Annotated in this window: 14 protein-coding genes; 13 read left to right on the top strand and 1 reads right to left on the bottom strand. The window is 43.9% G+C overall.

The annotated features are described in order from the left end of the window. Positions 1–80: 80 nt before the first annotated feature. From ilvB to FGL37_RS09845, 12 genes are all read left to right on the top strand, one after another. The gene (gene ilvB / locus FGL37_RS09900; RefSeq protein ID WP_028071931.1) at positions 81–1,823 is read left to right on the top strand and encodes a biosynthetic-type acetolactate synthase large subunit; all 1,743 of its coding nucleotides are present in this window, start codon (positions 81–83) and stop codon (positions 1,821–1,823) included. A gap of 17 nt (positions 1,824–1,840) precedes the next feature. Further along, the gene (gene ilvN / locus FGL37_RS09895) at positions 1,841–2,431 is read left to right on the top strand and encodes an acetolactate synthase small subunit (protein ID WP_028071930.1); all 591 of its coding nucleotides are present in this window, start codon (positions 1,841–1,843) and stop codon (positions 2,429–2,431) included. Between the two features lie 13 nt (positions 2,432–2,444). Next, entirely contained in the window at positions 2,445–2,918 is a 474-nt protein-coding gene (locus FGL37_RS09890) for a DinB family protein (protein WP_028071929.1), read from the top strand. A 36-nt stretch (positions 2,919–2,954) separates the two neighbouring features. Next, positions 2,955–4,436, top strand: a complete 1,482-nt coding sequence (ilvC, locus tag FGL37_RS09885; protein ID WP_028071928.1) for a ketol-acid reductoisomerase — start codon at positions 2,955–2,957, stop codon at positions 4,434–4,436. Between the two features lie 95 nt (positions 4,437–4,531). Further along, on the top strand, positions 4,532–5,929 hold the full coding sequence (leuC, locus tag FGL37_RS09880; protein ID WP_028071927.1) for a 3-isopropylmalate dehydratase large subunit: 1,398 nt from the start codon (positions 4,532–4,534) through the stop codon (positions 5,927–5,929). A gap of 52 nt (positions 5,930–5,981) precedes the next feature. Then, complete coding sequence (locus tag FGL37_RS09875) at positions 5,982–6,503, top strand: PEGA domain-containing protein (protein WP_028071926.1); 522 nt, start codon at positions 5,982–5,984, stop codon at positions 6,501–6,503. A 37-nt stretch (positions 6,504–6,540) separates the two neighbouring features. Then, positions 6,541–7,131, top strand: coding sequence for a 3-isopropylmalate dehydratase small subunit (gene leuD / locus FGL37_RS09870; protein ID WP_028071925.1), 591 nt, complete (start codon positions 6,541–6,543; stop codon positions 7,129–7,131). Further along, positions 7,125–8,603, top strand: a complete 1,479-nt coding sequence (locus FGL37_RS09865) for an ATP-binding cassette domain-containing protein (protein WP_028071924.1) — start codon at positions 7,125–7,127, stop codon at positions 8,601–8,603. The genes leuD and FGL37_RS09865 overlap by 7 nt, the downstream gene beginning before the upstream one ends. A 161-nt stretch (positions 8,604–8,764) precedes the next feature. Then, positions 8,765–9,838, top strand: a complete 1,074-nt coding sequence (gene leuB, locus FGL37_RS09860; RefSeq protein ID WP_028071923.1) for a 3-isopropylmalate dehydrogenase — start codon at positions 8,765–8,767, stop codon at positions 9,836–9,838. A gap of 122 nt (positions 9,839–9,960) precedes the next feature. Then, positions 9,961–11,115: a 2-isopropylmalate synthase gene (locus FGL37_RS09855; RefSeq protein ID WP_081817997.1), complete on the top strand. Its 1,155-nt coding sequence runs from the start codon at positions 9,961–9,963 to the stop codon at positions 11,113–11,115. Positions 11,116–11,328: 213 nt separating this feature from the next. Next, positions 11,329–12,576: a threonine ammonia-lyase IlvA gene (ilvA, locus tag FGL37_RS09850; RefSeq protein WP_028071922.1), complete on the top strand. Its 1,248-nt coding sequence runs from the start codon at positions 11,329–11,331 to the stop codon at positions 12,574–12,576. A 308-nt stretch (positions 12,577–12,884) separates the two neighbouring features. Then, on the top strand, positions 12,885–13,400 hold the full coding sequence (locus tag FGL37_RS09845; protein WP_028071921.1) for a DUF2911 domain-containing protein: 516 nt from the start codon (positions 12,885–12,887) through the stop codon (positions 13,398–13,400). A 115-nt stretch (positions 13,401–13,515) separates the two neighbouring features. Here the strand turns inward: FGL37_RS09845 and FGL37_RS09840 are convergent, their stop codons facing one another. Continuing rightward, positions 13,516–15,918, bottom strand: coding sequence for a S9 family peptidase (locus tag FGL37_RS09840; protein WP_028071920.1), 2,403 nt, complete (start codon positions 15,916–15,918; stop codon positions 13,516–13,518). Positions 15,919–16,196: 278 nt separating this feature from the next. On the opposite strand from FGL37_RS09840, the gene FGL37_RS09835 reads away from it, so the two are divergent. Beyond that, on the top strand, positions 16,197–16,508 hold the full coding sequence (locus tag FGL37_RS09835; RefSeq protein WP_232048672.1) for a thioredoxin family protein: 312 nt from the start codon (positions 16,197–16,199) through the stop codon (positions 16,506–16,508). The last annotated feature ends 6 nt before the right edge of the window (positions 16,509–16,514 follow it).

The raw sequence follows: 16,514 nt of genomic DNA, 5'->3' as shown, positions 1-16,514 counted from the left end.
TAGTGAGCCATAGGCCTGAAGAGTTCAATCTCAAATCTAATGTCTCTCATCTAAAATCTAATATCTCAATACTAATCAATATGAGTACACTGGAAATAACAGAAAATAAGGCTGCAACCAAGCAGAAAGCGCCCGCCCAAATTTCGGGATCGAAAGCTGTACTGGAAGCCTTATTGAGCGAAGGAGTTGATACCGTATTTGGCTATCCTGGTGGTGCAATCATGCCTATCTATGATGCCCTCTATGATTATACGGATCGTTTGAAGCATATTTTGGTGCGCCATGAGCAAGGAGGAATCCATGCGGCCCAAGGTTATGCAAGAACTTCTGGTCGTACAGGTGTCGTCTTTGCGACGAGTGGCCCAGGAGCAACCAACCTAGTTACTGGTCTGGCGGATGCCATGATCGACAGTAACCCTATCGTCTGTATTACAGGTCAGGTCTTTGCTTCCCTATTAGGCACTGATGCATTTCAGGAAACTGATGTAATCAATATCACCGCACCAGTCACCAAATGGAACTATCAAGTCACGGATGCAACTGAAATTCCAGCAGCACTCGCCAAAGCATTCTATATTGCCAGCACTGGCCGTCCCGGTCCGGTACTGATCGACATTACGAAGAATGCGCAACTGCAGTTATTTGATTATTTCGGTTATGAAAAGTGCAACCATGTACGTAGCTACAGACCCGCGCCGCAGGTTCGCAAGGAATACGTCGAACAGGCAGCTGCGTTAATCAATAGTGCTCAAAAACCATTTGTGCTTTTCGGACAAGGAGTGATCTTAGGGAAGGCCGAAGAAGAATTCAAAGCTTTTATTGAGAAAACCGGAATTCCATCTGCAGCCACAGTGATGGGGCTGAGCGCACTTCCTTCCGATCATAAGCTGCATGTGGGCATGCTCGGTATGCATGGCAACTACGCACCCAATGTCATGACCAATGAGTGCGACGTCCTGATTGCTGTGGGTATGCGCTTCGATGACCGCGTAACAGGCCGGCTCGACAAATATGCAAAGCAGGCTAAAGTCATTCATCTGGACATCGATCCTGCTGAGATCGACAAAAATGTGCAGACGACAGTACCAGTATGGGGCGACTGTAAAGAGTCTCTTCCGATGCTGACCGAATTGGTGAATGCTGCAGACCACTCGGAATGGTTAGCACAATTCCGTGAACTTGAAAAGGAAGAAATCAAAGAAGTCATCCAAAATGAACTTCATCCACAAACGGATATCATGACCATGGGCGAAGTCATCAATGTGCTGAATGAACTGACAGGCGGCGACGCAATCATTACCACAGATGTCGGCCAGCACCAGATGGTATCCTGCCGTTATGCCAAGTTCAACAACAGCAAATCAAATGTAACTTCGGGCGGTCTGGGCACAATGGGCTTTGGTCTTCCGGCGGCAATCGGCGCCTGGTATGGTGCTCCGGACAAGACAGTAGTTGCCATCATCGGCGATGGTGGCATACAGATGACGATCCAGGAACTCGGCACGATCATGCAGTTTGGCGCAAAGGTCAAAATTCTGATCCTGAACAACGAGTTTTTAGGCATGGTACGCCAATGGCAGCAATTGTTCCATGACAAACGTTACTCTTTCGTAAATATCACCAGTCCCGATTTCGTTGCCGTGGCAAAAGGCTATTATATCGAAGGCCAGCGTATTGCTGAACGGAAGGATCTGCGCAACGCATTACAGACCATGCTTGATCACGATGGCGCATACCTGCTGGAGGTAATGGTAGGAAAGGAAAACAATGTATTTCCGATGGTTGCACAAGGCACATCCGTATCTGAAATCCGTCTGAAATAAGGTTAATTTTAATTGCAATGGAAAAACAAGAATATACCATCACCCTATATACAGAGAATTCTATCGGCCTGATCGGCAGGATCTCGACAATTTTTTCAAGAAGAAAAATCAATATCGAGAGCTTAAATACCTCTCCGTCGGAAGTGGAGGGCATACATCGCTTTACTATCGTCATCACCGAAACCGAAGATGTGTTGCGGAAGCTTTGCCGTCAGCTGGAAAAGCAGATTGATATCCTCAAAGCGTACTACAATACGAATGACGAGGTGATCTGGCAAGAGCAGGCTTTATACAAAGTTCCTGCCGACGTTGTCAACGAAAAGGTATATGTGGAACGCTTACTGCGCCAGTATGGCGCCAATGTCGTGGTCATCCGTAACGATTATATCGTTTTCGAAACAGCAGGTCACCGTGAAGAAATCGACAAATTAACCGAAGAGCTGACGAAATATGGACTAATCGAATTTGTGCGTGGTGCCCGCATTGCTATTATTAAAGACAGCGCAGGTTTTCACTCCAAACTTGTTCAGTTCGAAGCGCAGGAACCTTCACAGGAAATTGTTGAAAATGAATACCTGGACAAACGCGATGATGTATTTACCATGTAAGTAATCCTAGAATATGCAAGAGACATTCAAATTTATATTGCAGGCACGTCAGAAATTCATTGAATTGGTTGACAGCCTTTCCTTAGAACAGCTCAATCAAGTTCCGGCAGGCTTTAATAACAATATTATATGGAACTTTGGACACATCGTCGTCAGCACACAGACTTTGGTATATGTGCGCACAGGAATCAAGGCAGATACTGCTTGGGTAAGATACAACGAAGATTATAAAAAAGATACCAAGCCAGCACGTTTTGTTGAACAAGCTGAAATCGACGAGCTAAAAGCAATCGCTATCCAAAGTATCGAACAGATTGCCAGCGACTATGCCAAGGGTCTTTTTAAGGAAACTACCTCTTTTTCCACGGCAACTTATGGTTATCCAATGGATACGATCGAGGAAGTGATCGCCCTGACATCAGGACATGACAATGTTCATTATGGCTATGCTTTGGCCCAACGCAGACTAGTACAATCATTAAAATAAATAATCAACAACCAATAACAGAAAGAAAGTAAAACAATGGCAAATTATTTCAACACCTTACCGCTAAGAGAGCAGCTAGAACAATTAAGCCACGCCGAATTCATGGACAATACCGAATTCAGTGATGGAGTAAATGCTTTAAAAGGTAAAAAAATCGTGATCGTAGGATGTGGCGCCCAAGGCTTGAACCAAGGTTTAAACCTTAGAGACAGCGGATTGGACGTGTCTTACGCATTGCGTAAAGAAGCTATTGAACAAAAGAGAGATTCTTGGAAAAATGCTACGGAAAACAATTTCAAGGTAGGCACTTATGAGGAACTGATCCCAACAGCAGATTTGGTCATCAACTTGACTCCAGATAAACAACATACCTCCGTGATCAACGCCGTTATGCCTTTGATGAAAGAAGGTGCGACATTATCCTATTCCCACGGTTTCAACATCGTAGAAGAAGGCATGCAGATCCGGAAAGACATCACCGTTATCATGGTTGCTCCAAAATGTCCGGGATCGGAGGTACGTGCCGAATACCTTCGCGGTTTTGGGGTACCGACCTTGATCGCTGTTCACCCCGAAAACGACCCTCAAGGAAAAGGCTGGGCAGAAGCAAAAGCGTATTGCGTCGGCACTGGTGGTCATAGAGCCGGTGTGTTGAAATCGTCATTCGTAGCCGAGGTAAAATCGGATCTAATGGGCGAGCAAACCATTTTATGTGGTTTATTGCAAACGGGATCAATCCTGTCTTTCGATAAAATGATCGAGAAAGGGATCGATGCTGGCTACGCGTCCAAGTTAGTACAATACGGCGTTGAGGTCATCACTGAGGCCTTAAAGCACGGCGGGGTAAGCGGAATGATGGACCGCCTGAGCAATCCGGCAAAGATCAAAGCTTTTGAAATCTCTGAAGAACTGAAAGATATCATGCGTCCCTTGTTCAGAAAACACCAAGATGACATTATGTCCGGTGAATTTAGCAAAACGATGATGGAAGACTGGGCAAATGGTGACGCCAACTTATTGAAATGGAGAGCCGAAACAGGCGAGACAGCGTTTGAAAAGACTCCTGCAGGAGATGTTAAGATCAACGAGCAAGAGTACTTTGACAACTACACATTGATGGTTGCTTTTATCCGTGCGGGTGTTGAACTGGCTTTTGAGACGATGGTAGAAGCAGGTATTAAGCCTGAATCAGCCTATTACGAATCCTTACACGAGACTCCATTGATCGCTAATACGATCGCGCGTAAAAAATTATTCGAAATGAACCGCGTTATCTCCGATACGGCAGAATATGGCTGTTACTTGTTTGATCAAGCATGTAAACCGTTATTGGCAGATTTCATGAAGACTGTAGATACCGATCTTGTTGGCAAAAACTTCAATGAAGGTAAAGATGCTGCAGTCGACAATGCTCAATTGGTCGCCATCAACGAAATCCTCCGCGAACACCCTGTGGAAATCGTTGGACGCAAATTGCGTAAAGCAATGACTGCGATGAAAGCTATCAAAACTGTTTAAAATTTCGTAAATTAGACGATCCAAACCAAGGTGATATTGAGACATTTGCAATATCGCCTTGGTCAATATGAAAATAACATAAGAGAGAATAAAAAATGTCAAAAACATTAGTAGAAAAGATTTGGGATGCTCACGTCGTCAAACGTGAAGAAGGGTTTCCGGATATTTTATATATCGATACCCATTTAATTCATGAGGTTACTTCTCCTCAGGCTTTTGATGGCTTACGCAAAAGAGGAATTCCAGTCTTTCGTCCAAAGCAAACGGTAGCTACTGCCGACCATAACGTACCCACACTCAACCAGCATTTACCGATCAAAGAAGAGCTTTCTCGGTATCAGGTGGATATGCTGACCAAAAACTGCGCTGAATTTGGTATTGAGCTGTATGGTCTGGGGCACCCTTACCAGGGAATTGTACACGTCATTGGTCCCGAGCTTGGTATTACCCTGCCCGGCAAAACGATGGTATGCGGAGATAGCCATACCTCCACACACGGTGCTTTTGGAGCTATTGCTTTTGGTATCGGCACCTCTCAGGTCGAACAGGTCTTTGCGACGCAATGTTTGTTGCAGTCAAAGCCAAAAACCATGAAAATCGAAGTCAATGGCACCCTACAAAAATGCGTAGGCGCAAAAGATATTATCCTTTATATCATCTCCAAAATCTCAGCAGCCGGTGGTACAGGATATTTTATTGAATATGCGGGTTCGGCAATACGTTCCCTAAGTATGGAAGCGCGTATGACCATCTGCAACATGAGTATCGAAATGGGCGCGCGTGGCGGACTTATCGCCCCCGACCAAACCACTTTTGATTATGTGAAAGGACGCGAATTTGCCCCTAAAGGTGACGAATGGGACAAAGCCCTAGCGTACTGGAAAACATTGTACTCAGACGAAGATGCGATCTTTGATAAAGTATTGACTTTCGATGCCGCTGATATCGCTCCAATGATTACATATGGCACCAATCCGGGAATGGGAATGGGAATCACCGAAACTATCCCAGCGACAAACGCACAGCCAGAGTCCGAAAGACCTTCTTATCAGAAGGCGCTGGACTATATGGGCTTTAAAGATAACACCCCGGTGATTGGCAACCGCGTCGATTATGTATTTATCGGCAGCTGTACCAATTCGCGTATTGAAGACCTCCGTGAAGTCGCTTCATTTGTAAAAGGCAAACAAAAAGCTGAAGACGTTGAAGTCTGGATTGTTCCCGGATCCAAACAGGTCGAAAAACAAGCAAAAGAAGAAGGCTTGGATAAAATATTCGAAGAAGCCGGATTCCAGCTCCGTGAACCGGGATGTTCGGCATGCCTCGGTATGAACGAGGATAAAATTCCGGCCGGTAAGTATTGCGTTTCCACTTCAAACAGAAACTTCGAAGGACGCCAGGGACCGGATGCCCGCACCATGTTGGTATCGCCGTTGACCGCTGCAGCCGCAGCCGTGACTGGCAGAGTGACTGATGTTAGAGAGTTAATATAGTATTGAGGTGAGGGAATTGATTTGATTTTAACAGTAATATAATAATCTATAAATGAAAAGTAACAGTAACATCATTTGCGTCCTTTTAGCCGGGACCACTCTTTTTGCCAGCTGCGCAAGCAGAACATTGATTCAATCCAATCCAGTTGGTGCGAAGGTTTATATTCAGGGGGAATATGCGGGGACAACACCCTACTCTTATAAAGACACGAAGGTGGTTGGTAGTACCACTGATATAAAGATCGAGAAGGAAGGGTATGAGCCCTTTATGACAAATATCTCGAGGAATGAAAAGGCTGATGTTGGTGCGATTATCGCTGGCTGTTTTGTATTAGTTCCGTTCTTATGGACGATGAAGTACAAAGAACAGCATAATTATGAGTTGATTCCCTTAGGGGCAGGGGTAAAAAAAGACGTCAGTGGGGACACGTCTGTTGCGTCAAAACTACAGGAACTAAAAAAGATGTATGACGACAACCTTATTACCAAAGAGGAATACGAACAACAGAGAGAAAAAGTATTGAACACTTATAGCTCTTCGGACAACAAAATAGACAAAAAAACAGAAGGCTAATATGGCAAGCTTTCGATTTTTATTCTGACTTTAAGAAATGAAAAAATTTGAAACTTTAACATCACAGGTAGTACCATTACCGATTGAAAATATAGATACTGACCAGATCATACCGGCGCGGTTTTTAAAGGCCACGACCCGCGAAGGCTTTGGCGATAACCTGTTTCGTGATTGGCGCTTTGACAGCAATAATCAGCCCAAGCCTGATTTTGTCCTTAACAATCCCACCTATTCAGGTAAAATATTAGTTGCCGGCAAAAATTTCGGCTGCGGTTCCAGCCGTGAGCATGCGGCATGGGCGATTCAGGACTACGGATTTGATGTTGTCATCAGCTCATTCTTTGCGGATATCTTTAAAGGCAATGCCCTCAACAACGGGGTACTACCTATTCAGGTACCGGATGAATTTTTGGACAAGATCTTTGAGCTTGTCCACCAAAACCCCAAAACTGAAGTCATCGTCGACCTTGAAAAACAAACGGTTATGCTAACCGAAACAGGCGATCAATTTGAATTCGAAATCAATCCTTACAAAAAATCATGTTTGATCAATGGGTATGATGACATCGATTTTATTCGTAATCAAAAAGATTTAATTGAATCATTTGAAGCAGCAAGACAATGGTAGATCCTGTCGTCCATATTGCCAATTTAACTATTCAGTACGGTAAAGATTGCGTACTGCAAGACTTAAATTGGCAAATTTCACCTGGTGAGCAATGGATTTTGGGTGGCCCCAGTGGCACCGGAAAGACTACGCTTGCAAAAGCAATCTCCGGACAGTTAAAATATGAGGGAACAATTACCTTCCATTGGGAACCGGCCAGCCCCCTTCCAGCCACTGTTCATTATGTATCCAATTGGTTTCAATTTACCAACCTGGAGGGCGACCGCAACTTCTATTACCAGCAGCGTTACAACAAATTTGCAAAAAATGACACGTTAACCGTCTTTGCGGAATTAAAACATTTTGCCCAGCAAGAACAGCTTGCCTTTGAAGACGTCGAACCCTATCTATCTATCTTTGGATTTGAAAATTTCAGAGACCAGCAGCTGATCGAACTTTCGAGCGGCGAACACAAACGGTTGCAGCTAGTCAAAGCTTTATGGCTGCAGCCGCAGGTACTTATTATTGATCAACCCTATACGGGTCTTGATGTACAGTCACGAAAAGATCTCAACCAGGTCTTCGACCAGCTTGCTGAGAAAGGCGTATCCCTACTATTGATCAGCAACGATGACGAACAACCAGATTGTATCAACCGTTTTGCAGAAATTCAACAAGGTAAACTGGTAATCCGGAAGCATAACAGCGAAATTTCCAAAGGGCTAGCACGCCAACGCAAACAATTGCCCTATTTTCTGCAACAGCCACCCAAGGTATCCGCACAGGTAATGGTGAAAATGAATAAGATCAACGTATCCTATGGTGAAAAGCAGGTCTTAAAAAATATAGACTGGGAAGTCAAAGCAGGTGAAAAATGGTTGTTGCAAGGACATAATGGATCCGGCAAATCCACCTTACTCAGCCTCATCAATGCGGATCATCCACAGGCTTACGCCAATGATATCACCTTATTTGGCAAAAAGCGGGGATCAGGAGAAAGCATATGGGAAATCAAAGAACATCTGGGGATCATATCTCCCGAGCTACATTGGTATTATGACATGAATGCCAATGTGGGTCAGACTATTGCTTCGGGCTTCTTCGACTCGATGAGCCTTTACCAAAAACTGGGGTATGAACAACAGCAAAAGCTTGAACAGGTACTTCATTTTTTTGACCTGAAAGAAGTAAAACATAAAACACTGGCCTCTCTGCCTTTAGGTCAACAACGACTGGCATTGCTCGCCCGCACCATTGTAAAGCATCCTGAATTGCTGATTCTGGACGAACCATGTCAGGGCCTGGACAAAGAACAGACCCAGTATTTCAACGATGTGATCGATGATCTCAGCAAAAATGGACAGACACTCATTTATGTTGGCCATTTTGAAAGCCAGCTCCCAACCTGTATAGACAATAGGCTAGTGCTGGAAAAAGGAGAAATCAAAACAGTAGGACCAGTTATCCACAAAAAAGAGATGTTATCAACATAAAAAATGTGGAAAACGACAATTAACAATAGATAATAGACGACCGATATTAGATGGTAAATAAGAGAATTAAAGACCAAGAAAGGGGCGACATGTGGAAAGCTATAAGGTCGTACAAGTAAAATCTCAATACGCATATCTAATGTCTCAATACTAAAAATACAATGAAGAAAGATATTTTAATCATACCTGGAGATGGCATCGGCCAAGAAGTAACCACATGGGGTAAAAAAGTTTTGGAGAAGATCGGCACAAATTATGGTCATGAATTCAGCTTTGACGAAGCCATCATGGGACATACCGCGATCGAAGCGACCGGCAATCCGCTTCCAGACGATACATTGGCAAAAGCAAAAGCTTCCGACGCAATTCTTTTTGGTGCCATTGGACATATCAAGTATGATAACGATCCTTCGGCAAAAGTGCGGCCAGAGCAGGGCTTGTTAAAAATCCGTAAAGAGCTGGGGCTCTATGCCAACCTTCGTCCGATCCTGTTATTCGATGAGCTGTTGGATGCCTCCAGTTTAAAACCGGAAATCCTTCAGGGTACTGATATTCTCTTTTTCCGTGAGCTGACCGGAGATGTATATTTTGGTGAAAAAAATCGCAATGCAGACAACACCTTTGCTTCTGATCTAATGAATTATCATCGTTATGAGGTAGAACGTATTGCGCGTAAAGCTTTTGAAGCTGCCCGTACGCGCAGCAAGAAATTGTGTTCGGTGGACAAGGCCAACGTTCTGGAGACCTCCCGGCTATGGCGCGAGGTTGTACAGGAGATAGCCAAAGAATATCCAGATGTAGAAACTGAGCATATGTTTATCGATAATGCGGCCATGCAGCTGGTTAAAAATCCGAAAAAATTCGATGTAGTTCTAACCGCTAATCTTTTTGGTGATATTCTAACGGATGAGGCTTCTCAGATCGCCGGATCTATGGGGATGCTTGCTTCCGCATCTGTGGGAGATGGCACCGGTTTCTTCGAACCTATACATGGCTCGGCACATGACATCGCGGGTCAGAATAAGGCCAACCCGCTTGCATCCATTCTATCCGCTGCGTTGATGCTGGATATCAGCTTTGGCCTTCAGGAAGAAGCAAAAGCCGTTACCAATGCGGTTGCTGCGACATTAAAAGCGGGATGGAGAACCGGAGATATCGCCAATGCGGGCACAGATGCAGCCAAAATCCTCGGTACAGAAGAGATGGGCACAAAAGTATTGGAGTTTATCAAATAGTAATGAGATATGAGTTCGGAGCAATGTGTTTGAACAATAAGTGAAGCATTTTATATAATCATCTTAGGGATTCAATTTCCAACGCTCTTTACTTCTTAATGTTGACTTTTAAATTGTAAATTATGTTACACGATCCTAATCATCTATACATTTTCGACACCACACTACGTGATGGCGAACAGGTACCCGGATGTCAATTAACTACTCCAGAGAAAATTGAGATCGCTAAAGACCTGGAAAAGCTCGGCGTTGATATCATCGAGGCAGGCTTTCCTGTTTCCAGTCCCGGAGACTTTCAATCTGTCGTTGAATTATCCAAGGCCGTGAACGATGTCATCATATGCGCACTGACGCGGGCCAACCAAAATGATATTGATGTAGCCGCCGAAGCATTGAAATATGCCAAACGCCCACGTATCCATACAGGCATTGGTTCTTCGGATATGCATATCAAATATAAATTCAACAGCACAAGGGAAGAAATTCTGGAGCGCGCTGTGGCGGCTGTGAAACATGCAAAATCTTATGTAGAAGATGTTGAATTCTACGCAGAGGATGCTGGCCGTGCGGACCTGGAGTTTTTGGCGAAAATGATCGAATCAGTCATTGCTGCTGGAGCTACGGTAGTAAATATACCGGATACAAACGGCTACTGCTTACCCGATCAATATGGGGCTAAGATCAAGTATCTCAAAGAAAATGTACGCAATATCGATCAGGCCATCATCTCGGCACACTGCCACAATGACTTGGGATTGGCGACTGCCAATTCTGTTGCTGCCATACAAAATGGAGCCCGCCAGGTGGAATGTACAATCAATGGTATCGGCGAACGCGCGGGCAACACTTCCCTGGAAGAGGTCGCGATGATCCTTAAGGTTCATAATCAATCGTTTGGAAGCTTAAGCTCCAATATCGACAGCCGTATGTTTACTTACATCTCACGAAAAGTAAGTGAGATGATGAACATGCCAGTGCAGCCTAATAAAGCGATTGTAGGCCGTAACGCCTTTGCACATAGTTCAGGTATCCATCAAGACGGCTTCCTCAAACACCGCGAGAATTATGAGATTATCCGTCCGGAAGACGTAGGTCTTGATGAAGCGGATATTATCTTAACGGCCCGTTCGGGACGACATGCACTCAAACATCACTTGGAACGCCTGGGTTTCCATCTTGACAAAGACGATCTTGCCGCCTGCTATCAACGCTTCCTCGTTTTGGCCGATGAGAAAAAAAATATTTGCGATGATGACCTAAAAAGCCTCATCCAGTAAAAGATGTAAAAGAAGGAAGGCTGCTCATGCAGCCTTTTTTTATCAAATCGCTGGCTTTAAAAGAACACAGACTGCTGTGTGAGAAGCATATTGGCAGGCGATTTCATCAAAATCAGCTAAATTTACAACAGTATTCACACAGATTCCAGGTCTTATTTGGAAAAGCATCCGATCAGGATGTATCGTAGTACCTGAATGAAGTATATCAAAACAATGGATTTATCAACCCTAAACATCAACTCAGAGGCTACACTTGAACGTATCAAATCCGTAGTCAACCGCACTCCTCTGCAGTATAACCGACACCTGTCGGAAAAGTATGAGGCCGAAGTTTATCTCAAAAGAGAAGACCTACAGGTCGTACGCTCTTATAAATTGCGTGGCGCGTATAACAAGATTATTTCGCTTTCGGCCGAAGAGCGGCAGCGTGGTGTAGTATGTGCAAGCGCCGGCAACCACGCCCAGGGAGTAGCGTTCTCCTGCAATAAACTGGATATCAAAGGCGTCATATTCATGCCAGGTCCGACACCGCGTCAGAAAATTTCCCAGACAGAAATGTGGGGCAACGGAAATGTAGAAATTGTTTTGACCGGTGATACTTTTGACGACTGTCAGAAAGCAGCCTTGGCTTACACCGAACAATATGGCATGACCTTCATTCCTCCATTTGATGACCTTCAGGTACTGGAAGGCCAAGGAACAGTTGCGGTAGAAGCACTGCAGGACCTACCTGATATGGATGCCATATTTATTCCCATCGGTGGCGGCGGATTAGCTGCTGGCACAAGCTATTACCTCAAAAGCAAGAACAAGGCTATCAAATGCTATGGTGTAGAACCCGAAGGTGCGCCCTCCATGCAGGCAGCGTTGCAACATGGTGCTCCCATCGAATTGGAACATATCAACAAATTTGTGGATGGCGCAGCCGTGAAGAAAATAGGTGCCACCACATTCGCCATCGCCAGGCAGCTACTGGATGACACCCGCTCCATCCCAGAGGGTAAGATCTGTACCTGCATTCTGGATTTATACAATAAAGACGCCATCGTCGTCGAACCGGCAGGAGCATTGTCCGTGGCAGCATTGGAATTCCATAAAGAGGAAATCAAAGGCAAAAAGGTCGTTTGCATTATCTCAGGCGGTAACAATGATATCGACCGCATGAGCGAAATCAAGGAACTTTCATTGCTTTACGAAGGATATAAACATTATTTTATTGTACGCTTCCCACAACGTCCCGGAGCATTAAAGCTCTTCGTATCAGAAGTATTAGGCCCGAAAGACGATATTACACGATTTGAATTTATAAAAAAAACAGAGCGCGAACGCGGTCCAGCCTTAGTCGGTATCGAGCTCAATAAGCCGGAGGATTACGCAACACTGATCGCCCGTATGAAAGAGTATAAATTTGATGTCATCGAAATTAATAAAGACCAGACTTTATTTGAATACCTTGTTTAACAACAGAGCCAGAATGCAATACACTGCCCCAACAAATCGCGTAAACTTTTTGGGGCAGCAGATTCTGGCTCTTTTTCTCAAAATCTTGTTTTGTCGATTCCTGCCCTCCTATTACAGGCTGTTTGCTTCGATGGCAGAACATGATAGGGCCTCCTGCCCATTCCATAACTGCCCAACTGAGTTTTCGAGTCCAATGCTTATATAGGACCAAATTAAGATCCGAAGCATGCAGCGAATTGTCAAAAAACTAGTTCTTTCATTATTTAAATTTCTTATCTTTAAGTGTTTAATCAATATAAGCAAAGAAAATGAGAGTACTAATTTTAACGATCCTGACTTTAATTGGTCAGCTTACTTTTGCACAGACAGACAAAAGCAAACGTCCAAGTCCACCAGCCAATACAAAGGTGACCACAACTGATGGGGTGACAATAGACATCAATTATAGTCGCCCTTCACTCAAGGGTCGCCAGATAGGTGTTGATATTGCCCCTGTTGGCCAAGTCTGGCGTACCGGTGCCAACGAGGCTACCTCCATCGAATTTGACAAAGATGTGCTGGTCGAAGGACAAAAATTGCCTGCCGGAAAGTATGGCCTTTACAGCATTCCTGGAGAAAATGAGACCACTATTATCTTCAGTAAGGTGTGGGACCAGTGGGGTACAAAGTACGACGCTAAAGATGATGCCCTGCGCGTTACGGCGGTCAATGGAACCTCCAACGACAGTCAGGAACAATTCAAGATCAATGCCGCGCCCGACGGTACTGTATCATTGGAATGGGGGCAATATGTTGTCCCATTTAAGGTCAAAGCTGGTAATTAAAGATTATCGATGTACAAAAAAAGGTCACGCAGGAATATTTCTGCGTGACCTCTTTTTTTTAAAGGACCTGTTTTTTTATTGCCAGAACCAAGCTTCAGTCAATTTAAAACACGATTTAATTCTTTAAGTATTTTTCCAGAAACTGGTCCTGCTCCCAAAGGAGGTGGAAGATATTTTCTTTGGCTGCGTAGCCATGCGCCTCACGTGGCAAAATCACCATACGTACAGGCGCACCTAGATTTTTTAATGCCTGAAAATACCGTTCTGTCTGTAGTGTAAATGTTCCAGGGTTATTATCTGCTCCGCCATGGACGAGCAATAACGGCGTCTTCATGCGGTCCGCACTAACAAAAGGTGACATCGTCATATAAAGCTTGGGATCATCCCAAAAGTTGCGCTGTTCACTCTGAAAACCAAAAGGTGTCAACGTACGATTATATGCGCCCGACCGTGCGATTCCTGCCGCAAATAACTTTGAGTTGGACAGCAAGTGTGCCGTCATGAACGCCCCATAAGAATGGCCCCCCACAGCTACTTTTTTCCGGTCGATATATCCCAGCTTATCTACCGCATTGATCGCAGCTTCAGCATTGGCAACCAGTTGTTCGATAAACGTATCATTGGGTTCTTTTTTGCCCTCCCCTACAATTGGAAAGGCTGCATTATCCAATACAGCATAGCCTTTCGATACCCAGTATATAAAAGAGCCGTAGCTGGGGAATGTGAACTCCTTTGGATTGGCCGTGCTCTGGCCGGCGGTATTCTCGTCTTTGTATTCTCTAGGATATGCCCACATCAACAACGGCAATTTCTCTTTCTTATTGAAATCATATCCTGCCGGCAAGTATAAGGTCCCGGACAGCTCCACGCCATCATTGCGCTTATACGTCAAGATTTCTTTGTGTACCTTTTCAAGGGATTTAAAAGGGTTTTCAAGTGCTGTCAAAGCTGTCTGCTTACCTGATTTCATATTTTTCAGATAATAATTTGGATATATTGACGCCGACTGCAGGGAGATCAGTAGGTCCCCTTTCCCGGGATCCACAATCTGCGCAATTCGTTCCTGTAATTCAGACTCTGGTGCGGTATATATCCGCTTTTTCTTTAATGTACGCAGATCCAGCTCATCCACAAAAGGAAATTCCCCTGCTTTGGTAAATCCATTTCCCACAAACAAAACTTTATCCTTATTCAGATACATGGTATATGTACCTAAAGTATTTTTTTCTTGGTATACATTTCCAGGGTCATTGTAGATATCCTGGCTATTGCGGTCGTGCAGCAATTTGGACTCCCCATTGGACGGATTCACCACAAAAGTCTTAACATTACGCGTATCATACCAATGCGAATAGACCAGGGCATAACGATCGTTTCCCCATACGACTCCAGCAAAGCGGTCCTGCGTTTTAAAAATCATTTTTGCCTGGCCCGTAAAAGGATATTCTAATGTATAGAGGGCATCGCGAAAAGCTGCAGGCTGGTTTGCGTCCCCGCCATCCAAGGCCTCCACATAGGCTAGTGTGGCCGGTTGATCACTACGCCAGTGCAGCGATCGTCTGCCAGGGCGAGTTGAAGAAAATCCTTTAGGCATTACCTCTGTCAACGGCACTTCGTTAACCACTGCAATCTCTTTGCCGGAAAGATCATAGATGTGTGTCTGTTGTGGAAAACGTGAGGCTGGCACCACATAGGAATATGGCCGGGTGATACTAGTCACCATTATATATTTCCCGTTGGGCGAAAAAGAAATATCCGAATAAATCCCCTTGCCTTTAAACGGGCGAATAGTGCCGTCCAAATCTACAAACTGGAGGTCGGACTGCACCAGTGTTTCAAAATTATGCTCATCCTGAGGATTTTTCAATAGATCTTGATACGTTCTTAATTGCGATACCTTTCCATCGCTGGTCGACACGACAGGCCCTGTAGGCAAATCTTTCGATGGGTCCAACAAAGCCCCTTTCTCCTTTGGAAGTACAGTAATGATCAGACGCTCAGAGTTGTTGAGCCATTGAAAAGGAGCATCCAAAGCAGCATTCAAATGATAAGGTGTCAATTGGCTAACTTTTCTGGTTGTTAGATCCAGCACAAACAACGCTGTCCCCGAATCATTTGTATTTGTAAAAGCCAGTCGTTTACTATCCGGAGAGAACACAAAATTCGCCAAGGCTACATCCTTGGGCATTCCTTCAAATTCTGTATATTCAACTTGCTGCCCGATCTTCTTTAATCCGATTTTATGATAGAAAATAGTAGAGCTCTCCATATTGGTTTTGGGATTTATGCGAAGTCCAGCAAGTTTCATCTCCTCCTGCCCCAGCTCTTCAAGGCTTTTGTAGGTGGGACGATAAGTAAACAGCATCCAATTTTTGTCGCTCGAGATTTTAATTTGAGGTGGACGAACAAAATCGGCCAAAGCCAAAATTTCAGAAGACGGTTTTTGGAACGTGATACGTTCTTGAGCCCGAGAATGGAAGGATAGAAAAAACAAAAGACCAAAGAGTAACTTCTTCATAAATTTATTTTGAATTTTAAGGCTATAAAATGTAATAAAAATACAAAAAAAAGTCAAGTGCTGTAGCTATTTTATGACACAAAAATTAGACTTAATTTAGTCGCGAAAAAACGCTAAAAAATTCTGGATCTAAAGTTATCCACATTTATATATCACAGTCGATCAGACACTTAACAGTGTTAACTAGCAGTAAACGCGTCCTATGACAAACTTTTGCCCAAAATGTGGAAAAGTCAAACTACCGCATCGAAAGAAAATATAGGATATTTGTTAAGCTAATGAAAGAATTAGTAATTCAAAGAAGTAACGACCGGTCTTTTTTCTATAAAGATTGGATTAAAAATAAACATTTAGACATGGCAAGAATTATCAAATTTGAGAAAAATGATTGTGCCCCCTGCGCACAAGTATCGGCTTATTTGGATCAAAAAGGAATCCAATATGAAACGGTTAATCCTTTTGATGAACCTGACTTGGCTGCAAAATTCAAAATCCGGACGGTACCTACAGTAATCGTTGTTGAAAACGAAGAAATCCAACACCGTATTATTGGTTTTAAACCAGAAGAATTGGCTGCTATTGCACTTTAAAAAGCC

Origin of the sequence: Sphingobacterium thalpophilum (genome assembly GCF_901482695.1) — a bacterium.
Taxonomy (GTDB): domain Bacteria; phylum Bacteroidota; class Bacteroidia; order Sphingobacteriales; family Sphingobacteriaceae; genus Sphingobacterium; species Sphingobacterium thalpophilum.
Note: the sequence above shows the minus strand (reverse complement) of the source record. Positions and strands in the feature narration are given on the sequence as shown.

Bases quoted from the DNA above. Each gene is read 5' to 3' on its own strand.
- ilvB (WP_028071931.1), top strand. From the start codon at position 81: ATGAGTACACTGGAAATAACAGAAAATAAGGCTGCAACCAAGCAGAAA.
- ilvN (WP_028071930.1), top strand. From the start codon at position 1,841: ATGGAAAAACAAGAATATACCATCACCCTATATACAGAGAATTCTATC.
- FGL37_RS09890 (WP_028071929.1), top strand. From the start codon at position 2,445: ATGCAAGAGACATTCAAATTTATATTGCAGGCACGTCAGAAATTCATT.
- ilvC (WP_028071928.1), top strand. From the start codon at position 2,955: ATGGCAAATTATTTCAACACCTTACCGCTAAGAGAGCAGCTAGAACAA.
- leuC (WP_028071927.1), top strand. From the start codon at position 4,532: ATGTCAAAAACATTAGTAGAAAAGATTTGGGATGCTCACGTCGTCAAA.
- FGL37_RS09875 (WP_028071926.1), top strand. From the start codon at position 5,982: ATGAAAAGTAACAGTAACATCATTTGCGTCCTTTTAGCCGGGACCACT.
- leuD (WP_028071925.1), top strand. From the start codon at position 6,541: ATGAAAAAATTTGAAACTTTAACATCACAGGTAGTACCATTACCGATT.
- FGL37_RS09865 (WP_028071924.1), top strand. From the start codon at position 7,125: ATGGTAGATCCTGTCGTCCATATTGCCAATTTAACTATTCAGTACGGT.
- leuB (WP_028071923.1), top strand. From the start codon at position 8,765: ATGAAGAAAGATATTTTAATCATACCTGGAGATGGCATCGGCCAAGAA.
- FGL37_RS09855 (WP_081817997.1), top strand. From the start codon at position 9,961: ATGTTACACGATCCTAATCATCTATACATTTTCGACACCACACTACGT.
- ilvA (WP_028071922.1), top strand. From the start codon at position 11,329: ATGGATTTATCAACCCTAAACATCAACTCAGAGGCTACACTTGAACGT.
- FGL37_RS09845 (WP_028071921.1), top strand. From the start codon at position 12,885: ATGAGAGTACTAATTTTAACGATCCTGACTTTAATTGGTCAGCTTACT.
- FGL37_RS09840 (WP_028071920.1), bottom strand. From the start codon at position 15,918: ATGAAGAAGTTACTCTTTGGTCTTTTGTTTTTTCTATCCTTCCATTCT.
- FGL37_RS09835 (WP_232048672.1), top strand. From the start codon at position 16,197: ATGAAAGAATTAGTAATTCAAAGAAGTAACGACCGGTCTTTTTTCTAT.